Annotated in this window: 18 protein-coding genes, 1 tRNA gene and 1 pseudogene; 14 read left to right on the forward strand and 6 right to left on the reverse strand. The window is 62.9% G+C overall.

The genetic code is table 11. The annotated features are described in order from the left end of the window. Positions 1-88: 88 nt before the first annotated feature. Positions 89-433 (reverse strand): annotated as a pseudogene (locus tag C666_RS04430) (MaoC family dehydratase); the annotation flags it as partial. A gap of 421 nt (positions 434-854) precedes the next feature. Between C666_RS04430 and C666_RS04435 the strand changes: the two are divergent. The 7 genes from C666_RS04435 (at position 855) to C666_RS04465 (ending at position 11,669) form a co-directional block, all read left to right on the forward strand. After that, a complete protein-coding gene (locus tag C666_RS04435; protein WP_004334347.1) occupies positions 855-2,237 on the forward strand; it encodes a TIGR03013 family XrtA/PEP-CTERM system glycosyltransferase in 1,383 nt (460 codons plus the stop codon). A 75-nt stretch (positions 2,238-2,312) separates the two neighbouring features. Next, positions 2,313-4,394: an XrtA/PEP-CTERM system histidine kinase PrsK gene (gene prsK / locus C666_RS04440; RefSeq protein ID WP_004334348.1), complete on the forward strand. Its 2,082-nt coding sequence runs from the start codon at positions 2,313-2,315 to the stop codon at positions 4,392-4,394. After that, entirely contained in the window at positions 4,387-5,751 is a 1,365-nt protein-coding gene (gene prsR / locus C666_RS04445) for a PEP-CTERM-box response regulator transcription factor (protein ID WP_028792349.1), read from the forward strand. Before prsK ends, prsR begins: the two co-directional genes overlap by 8 nt. After that, entirely contained in the window at positions 5,748-8,552 is a 2,805-nt protein-coding gene (prsT, locus tag C666_RS04450; protein WP_028792350.1) for an XrtA/PEP-CTERM system TPR-repeat protein PrsT, read from the forward strand. The genes prsR and prsT overlap by 4 nt, the downstream gene beginning before the upstream one ends. A gap of 36 nt (positions 8,553-8,588) precedes the next feature. Next, a complete protein-coding gene (locus C666_RS04455) occupies positions 8,589-9,869 on the forward strand; it encodes a nucleotide sugar dehydrogenase (RefSeq protein ID WP_004334354.1) in 1,281 nt (426 codons plus the stop codon). A 109-nt stretch (positions 9,870-9,978) separates the two neighbouring features. Then, positions 9,979-10,863: a lytic transglycosylase domain-containing protein gene (locus C666_RS04460; protein WP_370701727.1), complete on the forward strand. Its 885-nt coding sequence runs from the start codon at positions 9,979-9,981 to the stop codon at positions 10,861-10,863. After that, positions 10,860-11,669: a S1 family peptidase gene (locus C666_RS04465; RefSeq protein WP_004334359.1), complete on the forward strand. Its 810-nt coding sequence runs from the start codon at positions 10,860-10,862 to the stop codon at positions 11,667-11,669. Before C666_RS04460 ends, C666_RS04465 begins: the two co-directional genes overlap by 4 nt. A gap of 142 nt (positions 11,670-11,811) precedes the next feature. Here the strand turns inward: C666_RS04465 and C666_RS04470 are convergent. Next, positions 11,812-11,886: transfer RNA gene (locus C666_RS04470), tRNA-Arg, on the reverse strand. Positions 11,887-12,119: 233 nt separating this feature from the next. On the opposite strand from C666_RS04470, the gene C666_RS04475 reads away from it, so the two are divergent. Beyond that, entirely contained in the window at positions 12,120-14,042 is a 1,923-nt protein-coding gene (locus C666_RS04475; protein ID WP_004334361.1) for an ATP-binding cassette domain-containing protein, read from the forward strand. A 16-nt stretch (positions 14,043-14,058) separates the two neighbouring features. Here the strand turns inward: C666_RS04475 and C666_RS04480 are convergent, their stop codons facing one another. The 3 genes from C666_RS04480 to C666_RS04490 form a co-directional block, all read right to left on the reverse strand. Further along, entirely contained in the window at positions 14,059-14,961 is a 903-nt protein-coding gene (locus C666_RS04480) for a hypothetical protein (protein WP_004334363.1), read from the reverse strand. A 27-nt stretch (positions 14,962-14,988) separates the two neighbouring features. After that, positions 14,989-15,564: a LemA family protein gene (locus C666_RS04485; protein ID WP_004334365.1), complete on the reverse strand. Its 576-nt coding sequence runs from the start codon at positions 15,562-15,564 to the stop codon at positions 14,989-14,991. A gap of 78 nt (positions 15,565-15,642) precedes the next feature. Continuing rightward, positions 15,643-16,509 (reverse strand): HDOD domain-containing protein, encoded by an 867-nt coding sequence (locus C666_RS04490; RefSeq protein ID WP_028792351.1) that lies wholly within the window; start codon positions 16,507-16,509, stop codon positions 15,643-15,645. Between the two features lie 150 nt (positions 16,510-16,659). On the opposite strand from C666_RS04490, the gene C666_RS04495 reads away from it, so the two are divergent. From C666_RS04495 to C666_RS04505, 3 genes are all read left to right on the forward strand, one after another. Next, entirely contained in the window at positions 16,660-17,655 is a 996-nt protein-coding gene (locus tag C666_RS04495) for an oxidoreductase (RefSeq protein WP_004334369.1), read from the forward strand. A gap of 29 nt (positions 17,656-17,684) precedes the next feature. Beyond that, positions 17,685-18,872, forward strand: a complete 1,188-nt coding sequence (locus C666_RS04500; protein ID WP_004334371.1) for a GGDEF domain-containing response regulator — start codon at positions 17,685-17,687, stop codon at positions 18,870-18,872. Between the two features lie 99 nt (positions 18,873-18,971). Further along, positions 18,972-20,864 carry a propionate--CoA ligase gene (locus C666_RS04505; protein ID WP_004334373.1) on the forward strand — a complete coding sequence of 631 codons (1,893 nt, stop codon included), beginning with the start codon at positions 18,972-18,974 and terminating at the stop codon, positions 20,862-20,864. Between the two features lie 87 nt (positions 20,865-20,951). Here C666_RS04505 and C666_RS04510 read toward each other — a convergent pair whose 3' ends face one another. After that, positions 20,952-21,698 (reverse strand): PEP-CTERM/exosortase system-associated acyltransferase, encoded by a 747-nt coding sequence (locus C666_RS04510; RefSeq protein ID WP_004334375.1) that lies wholly within the window; start codon positions 21,696-21,698, stop codon positions 20,952-20,954. 372 nt (positions 21,699-22,070) lie between these two features. Here C666_RS04510 and C666_RS04515 point away from each other — a divergent pair, with 372 nt between their 5' ends. The 3 genes from C666_RS04515 to C666_RS04525 all read left to right on the forward strand — a co-directional run bounded on the left by C666_RS04515 (position 22,071) and on the right by C666_RS04525 (position 24,542). Further along, positions 22,071-22,865, forward strand: a complete 795-nt coding sequence (locus C666_RS04515) for a methyltransferase domain-containing protein (RefSeq protein WP_004334376.1) — start codon at positions 22,071-22,073, stop codon at positions 22,863-22,865. Between the two features lie 36 nt (positions 22,866-22,901). Then, complete coding sequence (locus tag C666_RS04520) at positions 22,902-23,624, forward strand: GNAT family N-acyltransferase (protein ID WP_004334377.1); 723 nt, start codon at positions 22,902-22,904, stop codon at positions 23,622-23,624. A 165-nt stretch (positions 23,625-23,789) separates the two neighbouring features. Then, complete coding sequence (locus C666_RS04525) at positions 23,790-24,542, forward strand: GNAT family N-acyltransferase (protein ID WP_004334378.1); 753 nt, start codon at positions 23,790-23,792, stop codon at positions 24,540-24,542.

The following is a 24,542-nucleotide window of genomic DNA, read 5'->3' on the forward strand; positions in this document are numbered from 1 at the left end:
ACCGGAGATCCAGTAATCTCCAAACCCTTGGACTCGCTAACTCAACATTGGCACGGCTGAAGGGGGCAGGTCAACCAGAAAAACATGCTTACCCGCGCGCAGGGATCAGCAGCTCCGCCTCGCCGTCGATCACCACCGTGTCGCCGCAGCTGCACACTGTCGAAAACACCACCCGGCGCTTCTCCACCTTGAGCTCCTTCACCGTCACCCGCGCCACCACCGTCTGGCCAATCTTCACCGGCGCCTTGAACTTCAGGCTCTGCGACAGATAGATGCACCCCGGGCCAGGCAGCCGCATGCCGAAAACCGCCGAAATCAGACCCGCCGAAAGCATCCCGTGCGCAATCCGCCCCCCAAACATCGTGCTCGCCGCAAATTCCTCGTCAAGATGAACCGGATTCGTGTCACCAGAAACCCGCCCAGCCCTCAGTAGGGGAGATCAGACTGCAGGTGTGCGCAGTACTTAAACACTTCATCCTTAGTCTCGTCATGCTTTTGCCCCATCATCCCGCGCAAGCGCGATGCCGGGGACGCTACTGGCCGTAGCAAGCTCCAGTTAGCATCTGCTGGCTGGGTGTTGCGCTGATCGCCCTGCTTGGGAGGCGATCGTCCAGGAGCTGATGCATCGAAATGCCGTGTTAATATAGGCGGTTATGTGAGCGTGAGGTGGGGATGTGAGGTTTTCATGACCATGAAGCTTGGGCGGATTTTGATTCATCACTTGGCGTGGCTGGTGTGATGGGTTTAACGCCTGAATCGGCGTCAGTCGGATAGTCTGTTTGCAACTGCCGACGCCATGGGCGGGCAGCATTCGAGTTAGCTTTGAAGTAGATGGGTTCAGTCTGGGGTAAAAGATGCTGAAGGTCTTCAGTCACTATCTTCCGTCTCACACACTGCAGCAGGTGCTGTTCGATGCCCTGTTGCTCTTTCTTGTTGTGCTGGTCGCGGTGGTTTTCCTCGCTTCGCCAAGCGTGCCCGATTGGGCGGTGTTCGTGCCGTCGGCACTTACGTTTGCGCTTTTGATGGTGGGGCTGAACACGGCGATGGGGCTTTATCGTCCTGTGTTGCGTCGTTGCCATCGGCAGGCGTTTGCACGTGTGGCGCTGTCCCTGCTGGTGAGCATACCCGTTGCATACGGGATCTTTGGTTTGCTGCCTTGGGCGGAGATGGCGCCACACTCCCTGCAGTTGAGTGTCGTGCTGTTGCTTTCTTCCCTCTTGCTGATGCGCGGCCTTGTGAATCAGCGGCAGGCGTCCAGCCTGTTCTCTCCTCGAGTGCTTATCATTGGCACGGGGCATGATGCAGCCCAGGTCTACCGTGATCTGACTCGCCCATTGCAGCGGAGCGTAGAAATCGTCGGCTTCCTGCGCGGCGGTGGAGACGAGAAGCTCGAGGTCGATGCGCGGCAGGTCCTTCCTGCGCAGGGATTGCTCGATGCAGTGCAGGCCATGAAGGTCAATGAGGTGATCGTTGCCGTACGGGAGCGGAGGGGCGGCGTTCTGCCGATCCGTGAGCTGCTAGACTGCAAATTGGCGGGTGTCCGGATCGTCGATCTGTCATCGTTTTTTGAACGGGTTCAGGGGCAAGTCCGGCTTGACTCCCTCCGGGCGAGTTGGCTGATCTACGGCGACGGATTCCGGCAGGGCCTAGCCCGGACCTTCGTCAAGCGCGTATTCGACATCGTTGTGGCATTGTTGCTGCTTGTGCTGACATTGCCCATCATGCTCGTGACGATGTTCCTGATCGTGATCGAGGACGGTGCGCCCGTGTTCTATCGGCAAGAGCGGGTCGGGCTTGGTGGGCGGGTGATTCGTGTGATCAAGTTCCGCAGCATGCGCCGTGATGCGGAGAAGGATGGCAAGCCGCGCTGGGCGACTTCGAACGATGATCGTGTGACCCGCGTCGGGCGCGTCATTCGCAAGCTGCGCATCGATGAGTTGCCACAGTTGTTCAATGTGCTGCTCGGGGACATGAGCCTCGTCGGGCCGCGGCCGGAACGCCCCTTCTTCGTCGATCAACTGGCGCGGGAGATTCCTTTCTACAATGTCCGGCACTGCGTCAAGCCGGGTGTGACCGGGTGGGCGCAGGTTCGATACCAGTACGGAGCCTCCGTCGATGATGCGATGGAGAAGCTGCAGTATGACCTTTATTACGTCAAGAACCACACCTTGATTCTCGACACCCTCGTCCTTTTCGAGACCGTTCGCGTCGTGCTGACCGGTGAGGGTGCGCATTGAAATGGGTGCAGCATGCACGGGTCGGCGGTGGTCGGGCCGTGCGGGGTGGTCCTGATCTGACGCGGGAGGCTTGACGTGCTGGAGCTTGCCTTTTGGGGCTACGGCGTTGCGGCACTGGCCTTCTTTTTATTCGGTCTCTACGTATTTTTCGCATGGCGGGGCGGGCTTCCGGGGGGAGTCCTGCTCGTGGCCGTCGTATTCTCCTGCCTCTGGGCCGTAACGGAGGCCAGTTCGGTCCGTCTCACGGGCGCGGCCTGGCCAGTGTTGGGCGTCCTTCTCGACTGCCTGCGCGGTGCGGCATGGTTTGCCTTCTTGGTCGTGCTGATGCGTCCCCTGTGGGGAGGGCGTGTTCGATGGCCGGCCTATCTTGCCGTCGGCGTGGTCGTCAGCCAGGTGCTTGCACTGGGGTTGGAGCTGTTCCTGCCGATCGACACGCTTCCGATGCGCCCGATGCTGGTCGCCTGGCTTGCGCATGCCGTGGTTGGCCTCATGTTCGTCGAGCACCTTTATCGGGCGCTGCCCGATGCATCGCGCTGGGGCATCAAGCCGCTCTGCATCGCGCTGGGGGCCGGTTACATCTTCGAGTTGTATCTTTTTGCCGATGCGGCCCTGTTCAACCGGGTCGATGCCGACGTTCTTTCCGTTCGTGGCGTGGCTCACGCCCTGCTCATCCCGCTGATTGCCCTCTCCGGAACCCGCAGCCCCGCATGGACATTGCGCATGGCGATGTCGCGCGAGATGGTGTTCCATTCGACGGCGCTTGCCGTTGCCGGCATTTATCTTCTTGTGATTGCAGCAGTGGCGTACTACGTGCGCTATTTCGGCGGTGGCTGGGGGCGTGCGCTGCAGATGGCCCTGCTCTTCGCCGGGCTCGTGCTGCTGGGCGCCCTGCTTTTCTCGGGAGCGCAGCGCGCTCGTCTCAAGGTGTTCCTCAGCAAGCACCTTTTTTCGTATCGCTACGACTATCGCAACGAATGGCTGCGCTTCACACAGGCGCTCGCATCCGCGGACAAGGGACTGGATCTGGGGCAGTCGGTCGTCAGGGCGCTGTCCGACCTTGTCGAGAGCCCCGGCGGATTGTTGTGGCTGCGCGACAACTATGGCAAGTTCGCGCCGTATGCCCGCCTGAACCGTCCGCAGATCGACGTGATCGAATCGGCGGATTCGGAACTGTGCCGCTTCCTCAGCGAGCGCGAGTGGATCATCAACCTCGAAGAGTACCGGATCCGTCCCCAACCCTACGGCGGCCTGGTCCTGCCGGATTGGTTGTCCAGCCTCCCGGACGCATGGCTCGTCATTCCGCTGAAGAGCACTGATTCGCTGCTCGGCTTCGTCGTGCTCTCCGCACCGCGTGCTCCGTTCGAAGTGAATTGGGAGGTGCTCGACCTGCTCAAGACGGCCCAGCGTCAGGCTGCGGGCTATCTCGAGCGCATGCTCGCGGCGGAGGCGTTGCTCGAGGCGCGCAAGTTCGATTCGTTCAACCGCATGTCCGCCTTTATCGTGCACGACCTGAAGAACCTCGTGGCGCAGCTTTCGCTGATGCTCAAGAATGCGGAGCGGCATGGGCACAAGCCTGAGTTTCAGCAGGACATGCTCGAAACGGTCTCGCACGTGGAAGCAAGGATGCGCGGGCTGATGACTCAACTGCAGGAGAAGCGCCCCATCGATCCGCCGCGTGGCGTGGATGTCGCTCAAATCCTGCGTAGCGTATGTGATTCCAAGCGCGTGCAGCTACCCGTGATCCAGTTGCTTGACCCGCTGCCCGCCCAGACCCTTGTCCGGGCCCATCCGGAGCGGCTCGAAAGAATCGTCGGTCATGTCGTGCAAAATGCACTGGATGCGACGGACGACGATGGTAAGGTGACCGCTCGGCTCACCCTGGACGATGACGGCAGGGTGAGGATCGTGATTGCGGATACGGGATGCGGAATGTCGCCCGATTTTCTTCGTGATCGCCTGTCCCGTCCATTTCAGACGACAAAGGTGAGCGGTATGGGCATCGGTGTGTTCGAGACACGTCAGTATCTGAACGAAATCGGTGGCGACCTCCAGTTCGAGAGCGAAATCGGCCGGGGAACGTGCGTAACCATCCTGCTTCCGCGCCTGCCGGACGGCCGGCAGTACCTACATGACGGAGCCAGTGAGACTCATGCCTGAAAAGCAGCGAACGCTATTGATCGTCGAAGACGATCCCGCGCTGCAGAAGCAGATGCGTTGGGCCTTCGATGCCTGCGAGACGATTGTTGCCAGCGACAGGGAAGGGGCAATCGCCCAGTTGCGCCGCCACGAGCCCGCTGTCGTGACGATGGATCTCGGCCTGCCGCCGGCGCCGGACGATGTTACCGAGGGATTTCTGCTGCTGCGCGAAATCCTTGCGCTGGCACCGGATACGAAAGTGATCGTGCTCACAGGCCAGCACGATCGCGAGAATGCGGTCAAGGCGATCGGGCTGGGCGCATACGATTTCTTTGCCAAGCCCTTTGAGCCGGAGCTGCTGTCGCTCACCATCGAGCGGGCTTTCCGCATGCATGATCTGCAGCTCGAGAATGCGCGTCTTTCCGCAATGGGAAGCAGCCCCCTGTCCGGTCTGCTGACGCGCGATCCGGGCATGCTCAAGATCTGCCGCACGATCGAGAAGCTTGCGTCGGCATCGGTGACGGTGGCTCTGCTGGGGGAAAGCGGAACGGGCAAGGAAGTGCTGGCGCGTGGGCTGCATGCGCTGTCCTCGCGTGCAGCGGAACGTTTCGTTGCCATCAATTGCGCCGCGATTCCCGACACGCTGCTGGAAAGCGAACTCTTCGGCTACGAGAAAGGGGCTTTCACCGGAGCGGTGAAGCAGACGCTGGGGAAGATCGAAACCGCAAACAAAGGCACGCTGTTCCTCGACGAAATCGGCGATCTTCCCATGCCGCTGCAAGCCAAGTTGCTGCGATTCCTGCAGGAGCGGGTCATCGAGCGGGTCGGTGGCAGGGACGAGATTCCGGTCGATGTCCGTATCGTATGTGCCACGCATCGCGATCTCAAGGCGCAGATCAAGGCGGGGGCGTTCCGGGAGGATCTTTACTACCGCCTTGCCGAAGTGGTCGTCGACATTCCGCCCCTGCGCCAACGGCAGGGCGATGCAGTGCTGCTTTCCCATGCCTTCGTTCAGCGTTATGCGCGCGAGAATGCCCGCGGCGCGATGGCATTGACCGATGATGCGATCAATGCCGTCGAAGCTCATCCATGGCCTGGAAACGTGCGGGAGCTCGAAAACTGCCTGAAGCGAGCAGTTATCATGGCGGACGGAAACCGGATCACGGCAGATGATCTGGGTCTGGATGCGGTCGAGGAAGATCTCGAACGGCTCAACCTGCGGCAGGTGCGGGACGAGGCCGAACGCCAAGCCGTGCTGCGCGTTCTGGCACGTACCAACAACAATATCGCGCGGGCGGCCGAAGTCCTCGGCGTCAGCCGCCCCTCGCTCTACGACTTGATGAACCGGTTTGGTTTGAAGAAGGAGAACGGATCGTGAACAGCACCACAAGGGGTAAGCAGGTTTCGGGTTGGAGCGGGCGTTCTCGGGGGCTTGCCTTGGCCTTGATTTCTGCTGCTTTGTTGAGCGCTTGTGGTGACAGCCCTGAGCAGATGCTTGCCTCGGCAAAGGCCTATTTGTCCAAGAACGATTCCAGCGCCGCTGCCATCCAGTTGAAGAATGCCCTGCAGGAAGACGGAAACCTTGCAGAGGCCCGTTTTCTCCTCGGTCGGATCAACCTGGAGCAAGGCGACGTGCCCGGCGCAGTCAAGGAACTGCAGCGTGCGTTCGAACTCGGGTATGCCAAGACGGAAGTCGTTCCGCTGCTGGCCAGAGCGCGGATTCGTGCCGGCGAGTTCGATCGCGTGTTGAGCGACTTCGGCAGTCTTGAACTGGATGACCCTGCTGCGCAGGGGACTCTGCTTGGTGCCGTTGCCGATGCCCATTTCGGCAAGGCAAACGTTTCAGAGTCCATTCGGATCTATCAGCAGGCGCTTGTCTTGCGTGCGGATGATGCGGATGCCGGCATCGGCCTGGCGCGGGCCCGCATCTTCAACAACGACCCGGTCGGAGCTGAGGAGGCCGTCAGGGCCGTCATCGCTCACAGCCCCGATAATGGCAATGCGTTTGCGACCTTGTCCGATGCCCTGCAGGTGCAGGGCAAGCAGGAAGAAGCTCTCAAGGCGCTGGAGGAGGCCTTGCGGCTGCGCCCTGACAATGCTGCATATCATTACACGCTGATATCGCAGTTGTTCCGCAGCAATCGCTATGATGATGGCGTGGAACGCTTCGAGGCGATGAAGAAGGTGGCGCCGAACCATCCCTCGACGCGCTACCTGCAGGCGTTCATCGATGTGCGTGCCGGGCGTCTCACCGAAGCCAGAGACGGACTGATGGGGGTCTTGAAGCAGGCCCCCGACTTCCTGCCTGCCCAGCTCCTGGCCGGAACCGTATTGCTTCGGCTCAACGACCAGGCTCAGGGACGCAGCTATCTGAATTCCGTGCTTAGCCGCGCGCCCGGGCAGTTGATGGCCCGTACGCAGCTCATCGGCTCGCATCTGTCCTCCGGTGAAGCGCCCCGCGCACTTGAGCTGTTGCAGCCGCTTCTCGAAGCGCCGACCAATGATGCACGCATACTCGGCCTTGCGGGCCAGGTGTTCCTTGCCAACGGTGATTTCGCGAAGGCGGAGGATTTTCTGCAGCGCGCGGCAAAGGCTGCGCCCGAAGACCCCCAGGCCCGGCTGCGGCTGGGCGCCGCTCGCTTGGCGGGGGGAGACGCCGAAGGGGCATTTGCCGATTTCGAAAGCGCATCGGAGATGGACGACACTGCCATCCAGGCGGACCTCGCGCTGGTGGCCGCCTATCTGCGTCGGGGCGAGGCCGACAAGGCGCTCGAAGCGCAGGCGCAACTCGAGCGTAAGCAGCCACAGAATCCACTCGTGTATAACCTGCGTGGCGGTGTGATGCTCGCCAAGCAGGACGTTCCTGCCGCCCGGGCCGCATTCGAAAAGGCCTTGTCGCTCAATCCGGACTTTCTCTCTGCTGCGCTCAACCTCGCACGCCTCGACATCGGCGAGCGCAAGGTAGAGGAGGCGCTGGCGCGTGTCCGCGCCATTGCCGATCGTAACGAGAAGAACGCCGAGGCGCGTCTGTCGCTGGCCGAGTTGCAGCTTGCGACGGGCGCCGCATCTGCCGATGTGCTCGCCACGCTCGAACGTGCGGAAGCCGCTGCGCCCGGAACGCTGCCCCCTGCTTTGGCGATCATTCAGCACCACCTGCGCAACCGCGAGTTTCCGAAAGCCCTCGCCGCCGCCCAGAAACTTGGTTCGGCATATCCGAACGACGTGCGCGCCGTCGAGGCGCTCGCGCGTGCCCAACTGGCTGCGAGCGACACGCAGCAAGGCATCGCGTCTTTGAACAAGCTCGCCGCGCTTCGCCCGCAGTCTGCTGCTCCCTTGATCATGCTGGCAGACGTGCATCGGGGGGCGAAGGACAATGCCGCTGCCGAACAGGCTTTACGCAAGGCGCTCGCGCTCCGCCCCGATGCGATCGATGTCCAGCAGCGTCTTGCCGGGCTGCTGCTCGAACGTGGCGATAGTGCCGGTGCGCTGAAGATCGCACGGAACGTGCAGCAACAGCATGCCGAGAGTGCAGCTGGCCATGTGCTGGAGGCGGAGATCGAGGCCGCCGGTAGCCGATGGGCGGAAGCCGTCTCGGCTTATCGCCGCGCCATCGAGCGCAAAGCCGGTGGCGATGTCGCTGCCCGCCTGCATTCCATGCTGGTGCGTGCGGACCGCAAGGGCGAGGCCGACCGCTTCGCGGCCGACTGGCTGCGTCAGCAGCCCAAGGACTTGGCGATGCGTGGATATCTGGCTGAACGCGCGCTGGCTGAGGCGCGCTATGCGGATGCGGCAGATGGTTTCGGCGCGATGAACGAGGCATCGCCCAATAATCCTCTCGTGCTCAACAACCTGGCCTGGGCTGCGAACCAGCTCAAGGACCCGAAGGCGCTCGGGTATGCGGAGCAGGCACTGAGCTTCGCGCCCGACAACCCCGCGATCCTCGACACGCTTGGTGTGATCCAGATCGAGCGTGGCCAGGCCGACAAGGGCTTGGCCAACATCCAGAGGGCCGTTTCGCTTGCGCCGGAACTCGCTGAATTGCGATTGAGCCTGGCTCGGTCCTACGCGAAGCTGGAACGCAAGGACGATGCACGCAAAGAACTCGATACGCTGATGCCCAAGCTGCAGGATGGCACCCCCCTGCACAAGCAGGCGACTGAACTGTTGAAATCGCTTTGATGAACACTTGAATACGCAGCAACAAGGAACCCTTTCATGACTACCATCGCCGTCATCGGGCTGGGCTATGTAGGCCTGCCGCTCGCCGTGGAATTCGGCAAGAAGTACAAGACGCTGGGCTTCGACCTTTCCGCCGAGAAGGTTGCCGCTTACCGCGATTTCATCGATCCGACCGGTGAGGTCGCCACCGAGGATCTGCGTGCAGCGGTCCATCTGAGTTGCCACACGGATCCTGCCGTGCTGAAGGAGGCCGATTTCATCGTCGTTGCCGTGCCGACGCCGGTGGATGAGGCCCATCAGCCGGATTTCACGCCACTCGTGAAGTCCTCCGAGACGGTGGGCCGTCATCTGAAGCGCGGCGCGATCGTGGTCTATGAATCCACCGTCTACCCGGGCGCGACCGAAGAGGTCTGCATTCCGATCCTCGAGCGTGAGTCCGGCCTCGCATGGAAGGAGGGTTTCTTCGTTGGGTATTCGCCCGAGCGCATCAATCCGGGTGACAAGGAGCGAACCGTGACGAAAATCGTCAAGGTCGTGTCCGGAGATACCCCGGCAACGCTCGAGACGGTGACGGAAATCTATGGTTCGGTGATTACCGCGGGTGTCTATCCGGCCAGTTCGATCAAGGTCGCCGAGGCAGCGAAGGTCATCGAGAACACTCAGCGCGATCTCAACATCGCGCTGATGAACGAGCTTGCCGTCATTTTCCACAGGATTGGCATCGATACCGTCGAAGTGCTCAAGGCGGCCGGTACCAAATGGAATTTCCTGCCTTTCCGGCCCGGCCTGGTCGGAGGCCATTGCATCGGTGTCGACCCCTACTACCTGACCCACAAGGCCGATATGCTCGGCTATCACCCGCAAGTCATCCTTGCCGGGCGCCGGATCAACGACGGCATGGGCAAGTACGTCGCCGAACAGACCGTCAAGCAGATGATCGGCGCGGGTTCCAGCATCAAGGGCGCCGATGTCATCGTGCTCGGCCTGACCTTCAAGGAAAACTGCCCTGACCTGCGCAACAGCAAGGTCATCGACGTCATCCGCGAGCTGCAGAGCTATGGCTGCACGGTCCATGTCCATGATCCCGTGGCCGAATCTGCCGAGGCCGAGCACGAATACGGCGTCAGGCTCAGCACATGGGAAGCCTTGCCGAAGGCACAGGCCATCGTTGCCGCCGTTGCGCACCAGGCGTACCTCGACATGCCGCTCGCGGACTTGCTGCAGAAGCTCTCGTCCGGCGGTGTCTTCAGCGATGTGAAGTCGGCCTACGACCCGGCAGCGCTGGCAGCCGAAGGGGCGACCGTCTGGCGCTTGTAAGCGCCGGGGCCGGATTGGCGAGGCAAGGATGACGAAACGGTCCGTGTCGATCCGTCGCAGGCCTGGCCGCCCCGGCCGCCGGACGGGGGTGGAATGGGCGATCGGCCTCCTGCTGGCGCTGCCGGCGCCTGCTGCGCTCGCCGTCGACGACAAGCGTGTTGCTCAAGCCTTTGCCGAGCAGGCCCGCTACCTGGCGAAAGAAGCCCAGAGCTACGAGCATGGTGAAGGCGTGCCCCGTGATCAGCCCTATGCAGCGCGGCTCTATTGCGAGTCGGCCCGCCTGGGCGATCCCGAGGCCATGTATTCCCTGGGCTGGATGTATGCCAACGGGCGTGGTGTCGAGCGCAACGACGCCTATGCCAATACCCTGTTCGCCATGGCGGCCTTCATCGGCAATACGCATGCCGAGCGTATGCAGCGTTATACGGGAGACTACACAGGGGCGGTTCCCGATTGCCTGCATACGCCGTCAGAGATTCTGCAGCAGCGCTGGCCGGTGGAGGGACTGATCGCCCGCCTGTCGGCCGAACGCCAGGCGGTTGCGCGCATGCTTGCCGACCTGGCGCCGCAATATGGCATTCAGCCTGCGCTGGCACTGGCCATCGGACTCACCGAATCGGCGCTGAATCCGGAGGCCCTGTCGCCCAAGAATGCGATGGGCGTGATGCAGTTGATCCCGGAAACTGCGCTGCGTTTCAACGTCAGCCGCCCCTACGATCCGGAGCAGAACATCCGTGGCGGTCTCGCCTATCTGCGCTGGCTGCTGGCTTATTTCGAAGGTGACATTGCCCTGGCCGCAGCCGGCTACAATGCGGGAGAAGGCGCGGTCGACCGTCATCGGGGGGTGCCGCCGTATCGTGAGACGCGTGCCTATGTCGACCGCATCCTGCGTCACGTGGGGCAGCACAGACACCCCTTCGACAGCGCTGTGGTCGGACCCAGCCGGATGCTGCGCAGTTTGCGTCTGGCGGCCCAAGAGGATCATGAAACATGAACGAGGGGCTCTCGAATACGCGACGTTCCGGCATGCGCCGCCGGGTTCTGCAGTCTGCCTGCGCATTTGCGATGGCTGCGGCAGTGCCCGTGCTCGCCCGGGCCGACCTGGTCGGCGTCCTGCCGCAGATCAAGCCTTCCATCGTCGCGGTGGGGACCTACCAGCGCACGCGCAGCCCTGCCTTCCAGTTCAGGGGCACCGGCTTCGTCGTCGGCGACGGACACCTGATCGCGACCAATGCCCACGTCCTGCCCGAAACCGTCGCGGGCGAAAACATGGAAACGCTGGCCATCGTCGTCCCTGGCAAGGACCAGCAGGGGACGGTGCGTCAGGTGAGTCGTGTCGCCAGCGAACGCAGCCGCGACCTTGCGCTGCTGCGCCTCGAAGGTGGTGCTGCCTTGCCCGCCCTGTCGCTGGCTTCGCGCGAGCGAGTACAAGAGGGCCAGGAAATCGCATTCACCGGCTTCCCGATCGGCGCCGTTCTGGGCATGACGCCGGTCACGCATCGCGGAATCGTCTCGGCAATCACACCCATCGGCATTCCGCAGGCCAATTCGCGCGATCTCAATCCCGCCCTCATCCGCCGCCTGGCAAACGACGTCTTCCGCGTCTACCAACTCGACGCCACCGCCTATCCCGGCAACAGTGGCAGCCCCGTTTTCGATCCGAAGACGGGCGAGGTCATCGGTGTCATCAACATGGTGTTCGTCAAATCGACGAAGGAAAGTGCGCTGTCCGATCCGTCGGGAATCAGCTACGCGATTCCCGTCGAGTATCTGCACAAGCTGCTTGGCGAGGTACGTTGAGATTTCCAGGGGGCAGCTGTCCCCATAAATACCCCCAGAAATCGAGTATTGGTATGGTGCAAACGGGTGCAATAAAGAACCCGCGGGGCCAGTGGCTGCGCGGGTTTATGTTGCTTCCGGGGTGCTGCTCGGTGCTTTGAATTGGTCCCGTCACCAGGAATCGAACCTGGATCTGGCGCTTAGGAGGCGCCCGTTCTATCCATTGAACTATGACGAGCCGGCTACCGGTCGCGCATTCTAGCCGTTTGACGGCCGCTCACCAAGTGGCGACACCATGCGTAGCGGCGGGGCATCAGCGGGCAGGTGGGATGCATGCGGCACGAATCCGGCGTCTGGGGACCGCAGGGCGACACATTCGCGGGATTTCCCGGGTAATTCGCCCAGATCGCGAGCGGGCCGCTAGAATTCGGCTTCGATCCTTGCTGGCCGCTTTCCGGCCGATTTCACGCCATGCCTCTGTTGTCCGTAGAAAACGCCTGCCTCGCTTTCGGCCATGTCGATCTGCTCGACAAGGTTGCCTTCCAGCTGGATGCAGGAGAGCGTGTGGCCTTGATCGGACGCAATGGTTCGGGCAAATCCAGCCTGCTGCGGGCTGTGGCCGGGCAGGCGGCGCTGGATGATGGCACGGTGTGGCGCGAGGCAGGCATGGTGACTGCCTACGTGCCGCAGGAGCCCGACTTCGACCTCGGGCGTGACGTGTTCGCAACTGTTGCGGACGGGCTGGGCAACGCGGCGCAATTGCTCGTCGACTATCATGCGGCGATGCTGGCCGTGGCCGAGCAGGCCACGCCCGAAGCACTTGCCCGGCTCGATGTGCTGCAGCATCAGGTCGAGGTTGCCGAAGGCTGGCGTCTCAACCAGCGTGTCGAACACATGCTCGCCCGGCTTGGGCTCGATCCGGCAGCCAGCGTGTCCAGTCTGTCCGGTGGCGGTGTCAAGCGCGTGGCGCTGGCGCGGGCGCTGGTGGCGGAGCCCGACCTGTTGCTGCTCGATGAGCCGACCAACCATCTTGATCTCGACGGCATCCTCTGGCTGGAGGGACTGATCCGGGAGTTTCGCGGTGCGGTCATCGTCATCACCCACGATCGCGTCTTCCTCGACAACGTCGCAACTCGCATCATCGAGCTCGACCGCGGCCGGCTGGCAAGCTACCCGGGACGCTTTTCCGACTACTTGCGGCGCAAGGCCGAGGAACTGGAGGCCGAGGACAAGGCCGCTGCGCGCTTCGACAAGTTTCTGGCGCAGGAAGAGGTGTGGATCCGCAAGGGCGTCGAGGCGAGGCGCACGCGCAACGAGGGCCGCGTGCGCCGTCTCGAGAGCCTGCGCCGCGAACGTGCCGAGCGCCGTGATCGCCTAGGCGATGTCAGCCTGGCGGTCGACCGGGGCGAAAAGAGCGGCCAGATGGTGGCCGAACTGACCCAGGTCACCAAGCGCTACGGCGAGCGCGTGGTGGTGCGGGACTTCTCCGCTCGCATCATGCGGGGCGATCGTATCGGCTTCATCGGCCCCAACGGGGCCGGCAAGACAACCTTGCTCAAGCTCATACTCGGTGAAATCGAGGCCGATGAAGGCTCGGTGCGTCGCGGTACCCGCCAGACCGTGGCCTATTTCGACCAGTTGCGGGCCCAACTCGACCCCGAACTGCCGCTGACCGAGGTGATCAGCCCCGGATCGGACTACGTCGAGATCGGCGGCGAGCGGAAACACGTCATCGGCTACCTCGGCGATTTCCTGTTCGCACCCCAGCGCGCACGCTCGCCGGTCAAGTCCTTGTCCGGCGGGGAGCGCAACCGTCTGCTGCTGGCACGGCTCTTTGCGCGCCCGGCGAATGTAATGGTGCTCGATGAACCTACCAATGACCTCGACATCGAGACCCTGGATCTGCTCGAGGAGCTGCTGGCGGGTTATGACGGTACGCTCTTTCTCGTCAGCCACGACCGGGCCTTCCTCGACAACGTCGTCACCCAGGTGATCGCCGCCGAAGGCGATGGCTGCTGGGGCGAATACGCCGGTGGCTATGCCGACTGGCAACGCGTGAAGCTGGCACGGGCCGGGGAGCAGGCCGAGCGCGAAACGACGAAACGCGTTGCCGCGCCTGCCGACAGGCCGCGTCCGGCCGAACCCAGAGCGGCGAATCGTCCGGCGAAGATGTCCTTCAATGACAAACGCGAACTTGAGGCGCTGCCCGACAGGATCGCCGCGCTGGAAGATGAACAGGCGGCGTTGCATGCGCGCATGGCGGACCCGGCGCTGTACCAGCAGGCAGGACAGGAGGTGGCGCAGGTCAAGTCCCGGCTGGAGGCGCTCGAAACCGAGATCGAGGCAGCCATGCTGCGTTGGGAAGAACTGGAGTCGCGCGCCGCGTCCGCGTAGCCCAGGCGAGGGCGGTTCAGAGGGCGCCGATCTGGCCGAGCCGGGCCGTGCTCACCACGGCGCCGAGGAATACCGCCAGATGAAAGGCCGCGAGCCAGCGATAACGGCGCGCAATCCTGTCCGGGTCGAGGTCCGAGATCAGGAACAGCCGCCCGCCCGGAGGTTTGCGCATCACGTGCGCCTCGGGGGCCGCCTGCATTTCTGCCTGGCGCCGACGGACTTCGCGCTTCGCTTCCTGGCGCGCTAGCTCCCACTCGCGCAGATCGAGTTCGCCATTGCCGTCGAGATCGAAGCGTCGCAGCAACTCGGCACGATCCGCTTTCCAGGCAGCCAGTAGTTCGCGCACCTGGGTCCGGCTGTCGAAGTCCGGGCTGATACTGCCGAGCGTGGCGAAATCGCCCAATGCATACACGGTGTCGTGGCGGATCAGCGACCATTGGGTGTAACGGATGTCGCCGCGCGTGCTGACGTCGCGGCGCCGTACCAGCATCTCTGCTCCGTCCGGATCCACCGCACAGATACCACTGCCGTCATCGAGCAGGAACGAGGCATTGCTTTCGATGCTGTTGACCGTGCGCCACTTGCCGTCCGACTCGCGGCGCTCGGTGAGCAGCCGATACCACAGGACCGGAAGGCCATCTACCGGGGAGTGGAGCGGGGAGCCCTCGAGTGCTTGTGCCCTGCCGCGCAGTTCGACATAGCCCTGGGCGGCGGACGCGATCCGCGACGTCGGGGTGTCGGCGATCAGGCGGGCATGGCGCAGTGTGCGTGTCCACCCATAGAGGCTGGCCGCCAGCAGCAGGGCCAATGCCGCAATTTTGCCCCAGCCGGCATCGACGCGCAGTACCGCCGCAACAAGACCCAGTTGGAGCAGCGGCAAGGCCGTGTCCAGTCGGGCATGCGCGAGGCGGACCAGCATGTGCGGCGCAGCCGTGGGTAGGCGCGTTCAGGCGTTGAACAGCGCCTTGAGGTCGACGTCGGATTTTTCCGAGTTCGAGAATTGCAGCAGCGGTTGATCGACGAAGGCGAACATCCGGGCGACGATGAGATCCGGAAACTGCTCGATGCGTACGTTGTGCAGGTTGACCGCCTCGTTGTACCACTCGCGGCGGTCGGCAATGCCGTTCTCCAGCGCCGTGATGCGGCTTTGCAATTGCGTGAAATGCTCGTTCGCCCTGAGCTCGGGATAAGCCTCGGCAACGGCGAAGATCTGGCCCAGGCCGGCACGCAGCAGGCCCTCGGCCGCGCCAAGCGCTTCGACATCATGTGTTTCCCGGGCTGCGGCCACGCGTGCGCGGGCCTCGGTGACGCGGGCGAGCGTGGCTTGCTCGAACTGCTTGTACCGGCGGCACACCTCCACCAGCTTGGGCAGTTCGTCGTGGCGCTGCTTGAGCAGCACGTCGATGTTCGCCCAGGCCTTGGCCACGCCGTGCTTCAGGTTGACCAGTCCGTTATAGACGATCACGCCATACACCAGCGCCAGTACGAGAAGGCCGAGGACCACGGCGGTAGAGATGCTCATGTGTACGACTCCAGGGAGGTGGCGCCATGTTACTCCGCAGTGCGGGCACAGGGGGTGGCGACGCGATGCGAACCCCGGTCATTCACTCGCATGAGGCGGCGCCAGCAGGTAGCCGCGTGCATCGTCCGGGGCACCGAGGCGCTTGAGCAAGGTTTCGCGCGATACCCGGAGCAAGGCCTCGAGTTCATCGATGTCGTCCGGCAGGCCGGGATCATCCCAGCCGCGGGCGAGATGGCGGGCGATCCGTGCGGCAAGACTCACCGTCCTGACCCGCGGGTCGTTCTGCTGGCTGTCGTCGAGCAATTGCATCAGCAGGCGCGGAAGGCGCCAGGCGCGGATCAGGCCGAGCTGGAGTTCGCCGGCGGTGACGCCGAAGACCTGCCGTTGCGCATCGGCCGAGCGCAAGCGACGGTCGGCCGTCTGCAGCGCGTAGACCTGTTCGGTGAGGCCTGGGGCATGGATCCAGCAGATGATCTCGGTCGCTTCGTGCAGCGAGGCGGCGACCGTGATTTCCTGCACGTCGAGGTCGTGCCGCATCACTGCGAATTCCCGCGCAAGTCCGGAGATGTGGCGGGCGCGAGTGATGACCTTGAGCACGCCGACCAATGCGCGCGGGTGATCCTTCAATGCGTCTTCGACGGTCGGCGAGCTGTCGAACAGGCGGAAAAAGGGTTCGATGCCGATCATCATGACCGCGCGTTCGATCGTGGTGATGTCGTGGTTCTGAGACTGCCGGCGGTGGGTTTCGATATACGTCAGCAGGCGCATCGTCATCAATGGATCGTCGAGCACGATGGCAGCAATCTGGCGTCCCCCGGCGCGCTCCGGGTCTGCGCGCAGCGCATCCAGTTCGCGCACCGTACGGCGCAGCACGGGTAATGGCCGCCGGGTGAAATGCGCCACATAGGCATCCACCGACGGCAAGGGGGAAAGCAACGGGCTCATGGACATGGGTGTGGGACCTGAGTGTCGGGACTGTCGGCCGGTGCCGTCCGAGTTGAAGCCGCATGCCGGGACGACTCTTCTATGGCGCTATAATTATCGCGAATCGCGTAGAAACCTTCCGTGACATTCCACCGCTGGGAGAACGCCCGAGTGAGTCCTTTCAAAGCTTTCGTGATCGATCAGGACCCGAACAAGATGCTCGTGGCCGGCATGACGACGCTCGCAGTCGAGCAGCTCGACGCTGGAGAGGTAACGATACGCGTGCATTATTCGAGCATCAACTACAAGGATGCTCTGGCTGCAACCGGGGCGGGCAGGATCATCCGGCGTTTTCCCTGTGTCGGCGGCATCGATCTGGCGGGCGAGGTGGTCGAGAGCGAAGACCCCTGTTTCAGGCCGGGGGACAAGGTCATTGCCACCAGCTTCGACATCGGCGTTTCGCGCCACGGCGGTTATGCCGAGTATGCGCGCGTGCCGGCCGGCTGGGTCGTGCCCTTGCCCGACGGGCTGGACCTGTTCGAGGCCATGGCGCTCGGTACCGCGGGCTTTACCGCGGCCCTCGGCATCGTGCGAATGGAAGACAACGGCCTCGCGCCGGCCAATGGGCCGGTGGTCGTGACCGGCGCCACCGGCGGGGTCGGCGGCCTCGCCATCGACATGCTGGCGCATCTCGGCTATCACGTCGTCGCCCTCACCGGGAAGAAGAGCGAACACGATTATCTGAAGATGCTGGGGGCCGCCGAAGTTAGGCTGCGTTCCGACATCGACTTCGACAAGGTGCGTTCGCTCGAGGCCGCGCAATGGGCGGGGGCCGTCGACAACGTCGGTGGCCAGATCCTGAACTGGGTGCTGGCCACGATGAAGCAGGCCGGCACGGTGGCGAGCATAGGCAATGCGTCGGGCTTCAACCTCAGTACGACGGTGTTTCCGTTCATCCTGCGTGGGGTCAGCCTGCTCGGCATCGACTCGGGCTACATCGGCTTCCCGACGCGCCGGCGTGTGTGGGAGCGTCTGGCGACGGACCTCAAGCCGCGCCACCTGGCAGCCGTGACGCGCACGATCGACTTCGACGCATTGCCTGGCGCGTTCGACGACTTCATCCACGGCCGCGTCAAGGGACGCACGGTCGTGCGTATCGGCGCCTGAGCCGGGATCGAAGGCTGGATGCGTCCGTGGTGATCGACGACGGCAAGTTGCCCCGGATTCTCGTGGTGGACGATTCGCGCATGGTGCGGGCGTCCATTCTCAAGAATATCCGCGGCCGTTTCGAGGCCCGCGAGGAGGTCGACGGCGAGGCCGGCTGGGAGGCATTGCTGGTCGATCCGTCGATCGGCATGGTACTCACCGACATCGGCATGCCGCGCCTCGACGGCTTCGGCCTGCTCGAACGGATCCGTGCCTCGCGGATGGCGAGGGTGCGCGACCTGCCGGTGGTGATCATTTCGGGAGACGAGGACGAGCATGCGCGCGAACGTGCCCTGGCTCTCGGAGCGAACGGTTTCATTGCCAAAGGGGTGGGCAGTGTCGAACTGCTGGCGACGCTGAACTCGCTGACGAGGCTGTCACGTACCCAAACCGAGCTCGAACGCAGCCGTGAGGCCCTTGCACGCAAGACTCCGAAGGACCCGGACACCGGCCTGGTGAGCAGCGCTTACCTCGAACACCATGGAGAGCAGGCGCTGGCGGAAGCTCGCCGGCGGCACTCCGACATCGCGGTGATGGTCATCGAACTCGATGCCCATGAGGCCCTGCTCGAGCGTTACGGCGCGCACGTCGTGCAACTCATCGTGCGCAAGCTGACGAAGATGGTCACTGGCCGGATTCGCACCGAGGACAGCGTGTCACAGCATTCGGCCACGCAGTTCGCGTTGCTGTCGCCGGGTATCGACCTGGCATCGAGCTGTGTGTTCGCCCTGCGCCTGTGCCGCAGCTTCGAGAAGCTGTTGCTGGCGTATCGCGAGGAGCGTATCCGCGTCACGGTGAGCATCGGTGTGGCAAATTCCGCCGTCGATGGTCGCGGCAAGGTCAGCGAGTTGTTGGCGATTGCATGCGGACGCACCCGTCAAGGGGGCGAGGCAGGCGGGAATTGCGTGATCGCGGACCATGGCAGGGTCGCTCCGGATTGGGTGGCGCGCCAGGTCAAGCGCATGTGCAGCGTCGATGCCGCCTTGCGCCAGTTGCGCACCGGCGAGCGCGGCGAGGTCGAGGCACGCCTGCCCGATATCGTCGGTGTGCTTATGCCGCTATTCGAATTGATAGAATCTCGACTTCACTGCGGGTTGCCGATCGAGCAGCTCGAACGATACCAATACAGGTCGGACACCGGCAGTGGCGATGTGGATGGAACGCAAACCACCATCTGAGTCGAAAATCGTCGCGCATGACGCAGGCGCTTTCCCGGCGCACCGGCATGGGCGACAGTCATTTGCAGGATAGAGGGAATCAACGAGGGAGAGGATGCAATGACCGATTATCAACAGTTTCACCGCCGTTCGATCGAGGACCGTGACGGGTTCTGGGCCGAGCAGGCCCAGCTCGTGCACTGGAACAAGCCCGCAGAGCAGATCTGCGACTTCTCGAAACCGCCGTTCGTAAAGTGGTTCAAGGGCGGCGAAACCAACCTCTGCTACAACGCGGTGGACCGCCATGCGGCCCAGCGTCCGAACGATCGTGCGCTGGTGTACATCTCCACCGAGACCAACGAGGAAGAGGTTTACTCCTTTGCCGAACTGCAGCGCGAAGTCGAGCGCATGGCGGCCATTTACCAGGACCTCGGCGTCAAGCGCGGCGACCGCGTGCTGATCTACATGCCGATGATCGCCGAGGCCGCGTTCGCCATGCTGGCCTGCGCACGCATCGGTGCGATCCATTCCGTGGTGTTCGGCGGCTTCGCAGCTGGATCGCTCGCCACCCGCATCGACGATGCCAAGCCGGTGCTGATGGTCAGCTCGGACGCCGGCATGCGCAATGGCAAGCCGGTGCCCTACAAGCACCTGGTGGATGAAGCGTGCAAGCTCGCGGAATTCCCGCCGGCCAAGGTCCTGATCGTCGATCGCGGCCTGGACAAGGGCTTCCCGCGCGTCGAGGGCCGCGACGTCGACTACGCTGAACTGCGCGCCAGGCACATCGATGCCAGGGTGCCGGTCGAGTGGCTGGAGTCGTCCGAGCCGAGCTACATCCTCTATACCTCCGGCACCACGGGCAAGCCGAAGGGGGTGCAGCGTGACACCGGCGGCTATACGGTGGCGCTGGCCGCGTCGATGAAGCACATCTTCACCGGCGATGCGGGCGAGACGATGTTCTCGACCTCCGACATCGGCTGGGTGGTCGGCCACAGCTACATCATCTACGGCCCGCTGATCGCCGGCATGGCCACGATCATGTACGAGGGCACGCCGTTGCGGCCGGATGCCGGCATCTGGTGGCAGATCGTCGAAAAGTACAAGGTCAGCGTGATGTTCTCCGCGCCCACCGCGGTACGTGTGCTCAAGAAGCAGGACCCGGCCTACCTCAAGAAGTACGACCTGTCCTCGCTCAAGCACCTGTTCCTGGCCGGCGAGCCGCTGGACGAGACCTCGCACCAGTGGATCATGGAAGAACTCGGCATTCCGGTCATCGACAATTACTGGCAGACCGAAACCGGTTGGCCGATGCTCGCCATCTGCCGCGGCGTCGAGCAAAGCCCCATCAAGCTCGGTTCGCCCGCCTTCCCGGTGTATGGCTACGACCTGCGCATTTTCCGCGAGGACGGCACCGAATGCGGCGCCAACGAGAAAGGCATCGTCGGTATCGTGCCGCCGCTGCCGCCGGGCTGCCTGTCGACCGTATGGGGGCAGGACGACCGCTTCGTGTCCACCTATTTCAGCCTGTTCGCCGAACCGGTGGTGTATTCCTCGTCCGACTGGGGCATCAAGGACGAGAAGGGTTATCACACCATCCTCGGCCGCATGGATGACGTCATCAACGTTGCCGGCCATCGCCTCGGCACGCGTGAGATCGAGGAGGCGGTGCAGGCCCACCCGGCGATTGCCGAGGTCGCCGTGGTCGGCGTGGCCGATCAGCTCAAGGGCCAGATGCCGATGGCTTTCGCCGTGGTGAAGAACGCCGATGACGTCGATACCGCAGAAAAGCGTGCCGCGCTCGAAAAGGAAGTCATGAAGAAAGTCGACGAGAGCCTGGGTGCCATCGCGCGTCCGGCGCGCGTGCACTTCATCGGCGGACTGCCCAAGACGCGTTCCGGCAAGATGCTGAGACGCTCGATCCAGGCGCTGGCCGAAGGCCGCGATGCAGGCGACCTGACGACGATCGACGATCCGAGCACGCTGGATCAGATCAAGGCAGCGCTGAAATCATAAGGACGATCACGGCGAGCTTCGGCTTGCCATGACCGGTCACGGTGTTTACCGCGGCCTCGGGCGTCAATGCTCGAGGCCGCTTTGTTTTTAACGCTGTTTCAGGCTGCGTGCGATTTCCTCGTCGATCGTGTGCCAGAGCGGGCGCATGATCATGCGCATGTTGCGGACGACACTCGGGACGTCGACGACCGAAGGCACACGCGTGCCGCGGTGCTCGATCGGGCCGCCGATCTGCCTGATATCAACTCCGAGGCGGGCAAAATGGCTCGCGAGGCGAGGTTCGGTCAGCACGAACAGGGTGTCGATGTCGTTGCGTATGGCGAGGGAAATCGCACCCATGTAAAGCCCGACGGGAATGTATGGGAAACGTGGCTGGCTGGTGCCGGAAAAATCGTCCGGGCCTATCGATAATTGAGCCTGCCTTTCCCCCTTGCGGCTCCGGTAGCGTTTTGCCACCGCCAGACGCGAGATCTCGGCGATTCGGTCACGAGGCAGTTTCGCCGGGTCGATGATCCTGCGATCAAGCACATCGGCGCAGCTCCGTTCGAACGGCAGGGGGAGCTCGGGATTCTCGGGGTTGGCGAACACGATCCGCGTGCAGCCGACGGACTCGTTCGGTGGCGTAATGCTACGCAGCAGGCAATGGATGCTGTGGGCGTCGAATTCGTCATATTCCCTGCCGTCCGGGCGCTGGGGCTCGAATCGCAAATCCTCACAGTACACCGCATGACGCAGGCGGAAGGCCTCATCAAGCAAGGCGCCATCGAGCGCAGTATCAATTCGGAAATAGCGATTGAAGCCGCTGCGGAGGTTGGAATCGTCGAATGCTGGCACGGGTTTCTGGTCTCTGACTTGTTCCTCGGGGCCCTCCGCGGCTCGTTTCGATGGGCAATATGCTGATTGACACAGGCGAGCGGGGAGAGGGAAGCACCTCCCATGTTCCCACAAACTAAACGTCATTGTTCGCGCAGAGGGCGAATGATCCTCCGTTGGCGGAAGAGCGGGATGTGTATCATTGAGAGCGACAGCGACATTGTCGCTTGATTGCGTTCTTTTCGCTGCACAGGGGAAGGATATGTATGCTGTCTTGGACTAATCTAGAGATTACCTCCGGATTGCCGTTCTCGCGTCATCGCGAGCCGGTCTGGCGGCTGGTGTCCTTGCTTGCCACAAGGGCTGGGGGGCTCGGAAAAAAGGAGTGTCAGCATGTCAGGCGGTTCCTATGACATTGAGAAAATGAAGGATGCCGGCTACCAGACCGAGAGGCTGCGTGTGCAGGCGGGATCGATCCGTGCCCTGGAGGCCGGTATTCTTCGGCAGGCGGGCATCAAGCCGGAGCATGATGTTCTGGAGATAGGTTGCGGCCCGGGCTTCGTCACGGACCTGTTGGCTGATCTGGCGCGGGAGGGCAGGGTGCACGCTGTCGAGCCGAGCCCCAGCCTGCTCTCCCAGGTAGAAGGGAATGTGTCGCGCCCTCCCAAAAAGGGGCTTTTCCTTCATCAGGCGTATGGCAGCAAGTTGCCGCTCGCCGACGCGGTCGTCGATTTCGCCTATGCGCGCTTTGTCCTTCAGCACGTGCCCGAGCGGCAGGACGTTGTCGCTGAAGCCTATCGCGCGCTTCGCCCCGGCGGGGTGTTCTGCGTGGTCGATTCGGACGATGGACTCGTCATCTGCCATCCAGAGGAGGCGCGCGTTGCCGCCGTGCTCGACAAGGCGCAGGAGGTGCAGGCAGCCCGAGGGGGCGACCGCTTCGTAGGGAGAAAGCTCCAGGGCATGATGCATGCTGCTGGATTCACGAAGGTCAGCACGCGCGTTCTCGCCATGACGAGCACGGACCTGCCGTTCGAGGTCTTGTTCAACATACTGCTCGGCTACAAGGCATCGCTGATCGGGGATGCGCTCGATTGCCGCAAGCTGTACGAAGATCTGGCAGCGGATGTCGCTGCAGGAAGACGCCTGGTCGCGGCAGGCGTTTTTATCGTAACGGGTCACAAGGCCTGATCCGCGGTCTTGGGCGCAGGATCTGTAGAGGTCAATATGGAAACCACCTATTTTCGATTCGATGAAGTCAAGGAGGGAACGCCGGCGTACGAGCGTTACCTTGCGGCACGCCATGAAGTGTTTTGCGAGGAATTGCACAGGGTCGATCCGACGGGCTTGATGGCAAGCAATGGACAGGCGATCGAGACCGATCGTTATGACTGCCATAGCCGGCACTTTCTGGCAACGCACAAGGAGACGGGCTCGGTTGCCGGTTTCGCGCGGGTGATTCTGCCGAGCGAGATGGGGCTGAACGTCACGCCTCGCTATGTCATCGACGATCCACTGCCGTATCCGGGTGCGACTGCGGACCGGATCGGGGAGATTTCCCGCATGGCGATCGCCGCACGGTATCGGCGCCGCCACAGCGATCAGGGCAAACCGGCGCATGGGGACCCTGAAAGCGAAATGCTGCGCAAGCCCGATGGCTTCCGGAGGCATCAGCCGGAGCTCGTGCTCGGCATGTACCGCGAGATTTACCGCCTCTGCCGAGAGGTCGGCATCGATTATTGCGTAGCGGCGATGGACAACCTCTTCAGCCGCACGCTCACGTCCCTCGGTTTTCCGTTCGTGGCGATTGGACCCGTCAATGAACAGGTAGCCCCGCCGCGGCGCGTGTATCTGATCAGCGCTACGGAAATGGAGCGCAGCCTGGGTGCGCGCGAGGCGGACGTGCTGCGCTTCATGCAGGCCTGGAAGGAGTCCGGTGAGGCAACATAAATAAGCTTCGATCCGTGAAATTTTTCACGAACACATTTACACTTGCAGCAGGGCGAAGCCGCGCGATCTGCGGTACTTTCGTGCAAATACACCGGATACCCCAATCCGGGCATATTTGGATAAAACAAGTGTGCAGCAGAACAAGGCGCTGCGGAGAATGTGTAAATGCTCTTGACGGAATACGAGTACCTGGTGGTCGCGCCAGGTACCGCGGCGTATTGCGACTATCTTGCCTTGAGGCACGAAGTCTTTTGTGAAGAGCTGAAGCGCGTCCCGTCCAGCGGCATGTGCGCCAAGGGAATGGCGATCGAGAGCGACAGGTACGACATTCACAGTGTGCATGTGCTTTGCCGCTCGAGAGAGGCGGGAGATGCAGTCGGGTGCTCCAGGCTGATACTCCCGGGGCCCAACGGGCTCAATGTAAGCGCGCGCTATCGCATGTCGCAGTTCGGGGGGGTGTCAAGGCAGCAGTTGGGTGAAATCGGTCGCTTGACGCTGTCTCCACGCCTGCGCCGTTCGCGTGGGCAGATGCTGGAGAGCAGGAGGGGCGGGCAGAGATTTCGGCGCGACGGCTCGATGGTGGCCCTGGGGCTGTATCGGGAGCTCTTCCATCTTGCCGGGCAATATGGCATCACGCATTGCCTTGCCGCAATGGAGCCTTCGCTGGCCCGTCTGCTGAATCGGCTGGGTTTCCCGTTCGTGGAGGCGGGGCCGCTCAATGGCGACGTGGTGCCTGCGCGCCAGCCCTATGTCGTCGGTGCGCATGCCGTGCGTGCTGCGCTCGCAAGCCGCAATGTCAGTGTTTACGATTTCATCATGAGTGCGGACAGGACCAAATCGGCTGCAGCCGAAGGGGGCTGGGGGCGCAGCGTGATCATGCCCGAGGTTCGACGGGAATATCTTCGCTTGGCTGTATGA

Origin of the sequence: Thauera linaloolentis 47Lol = DSM 12138 (genome assembly GCF_000310205.1) — a bacterium.
GTDB lineage: Bacteria > Pseudomonadota > Gammaproteobacteria > Burkholderiales > Rhodocyclaceae > Thauera > Thauera linaloolentis.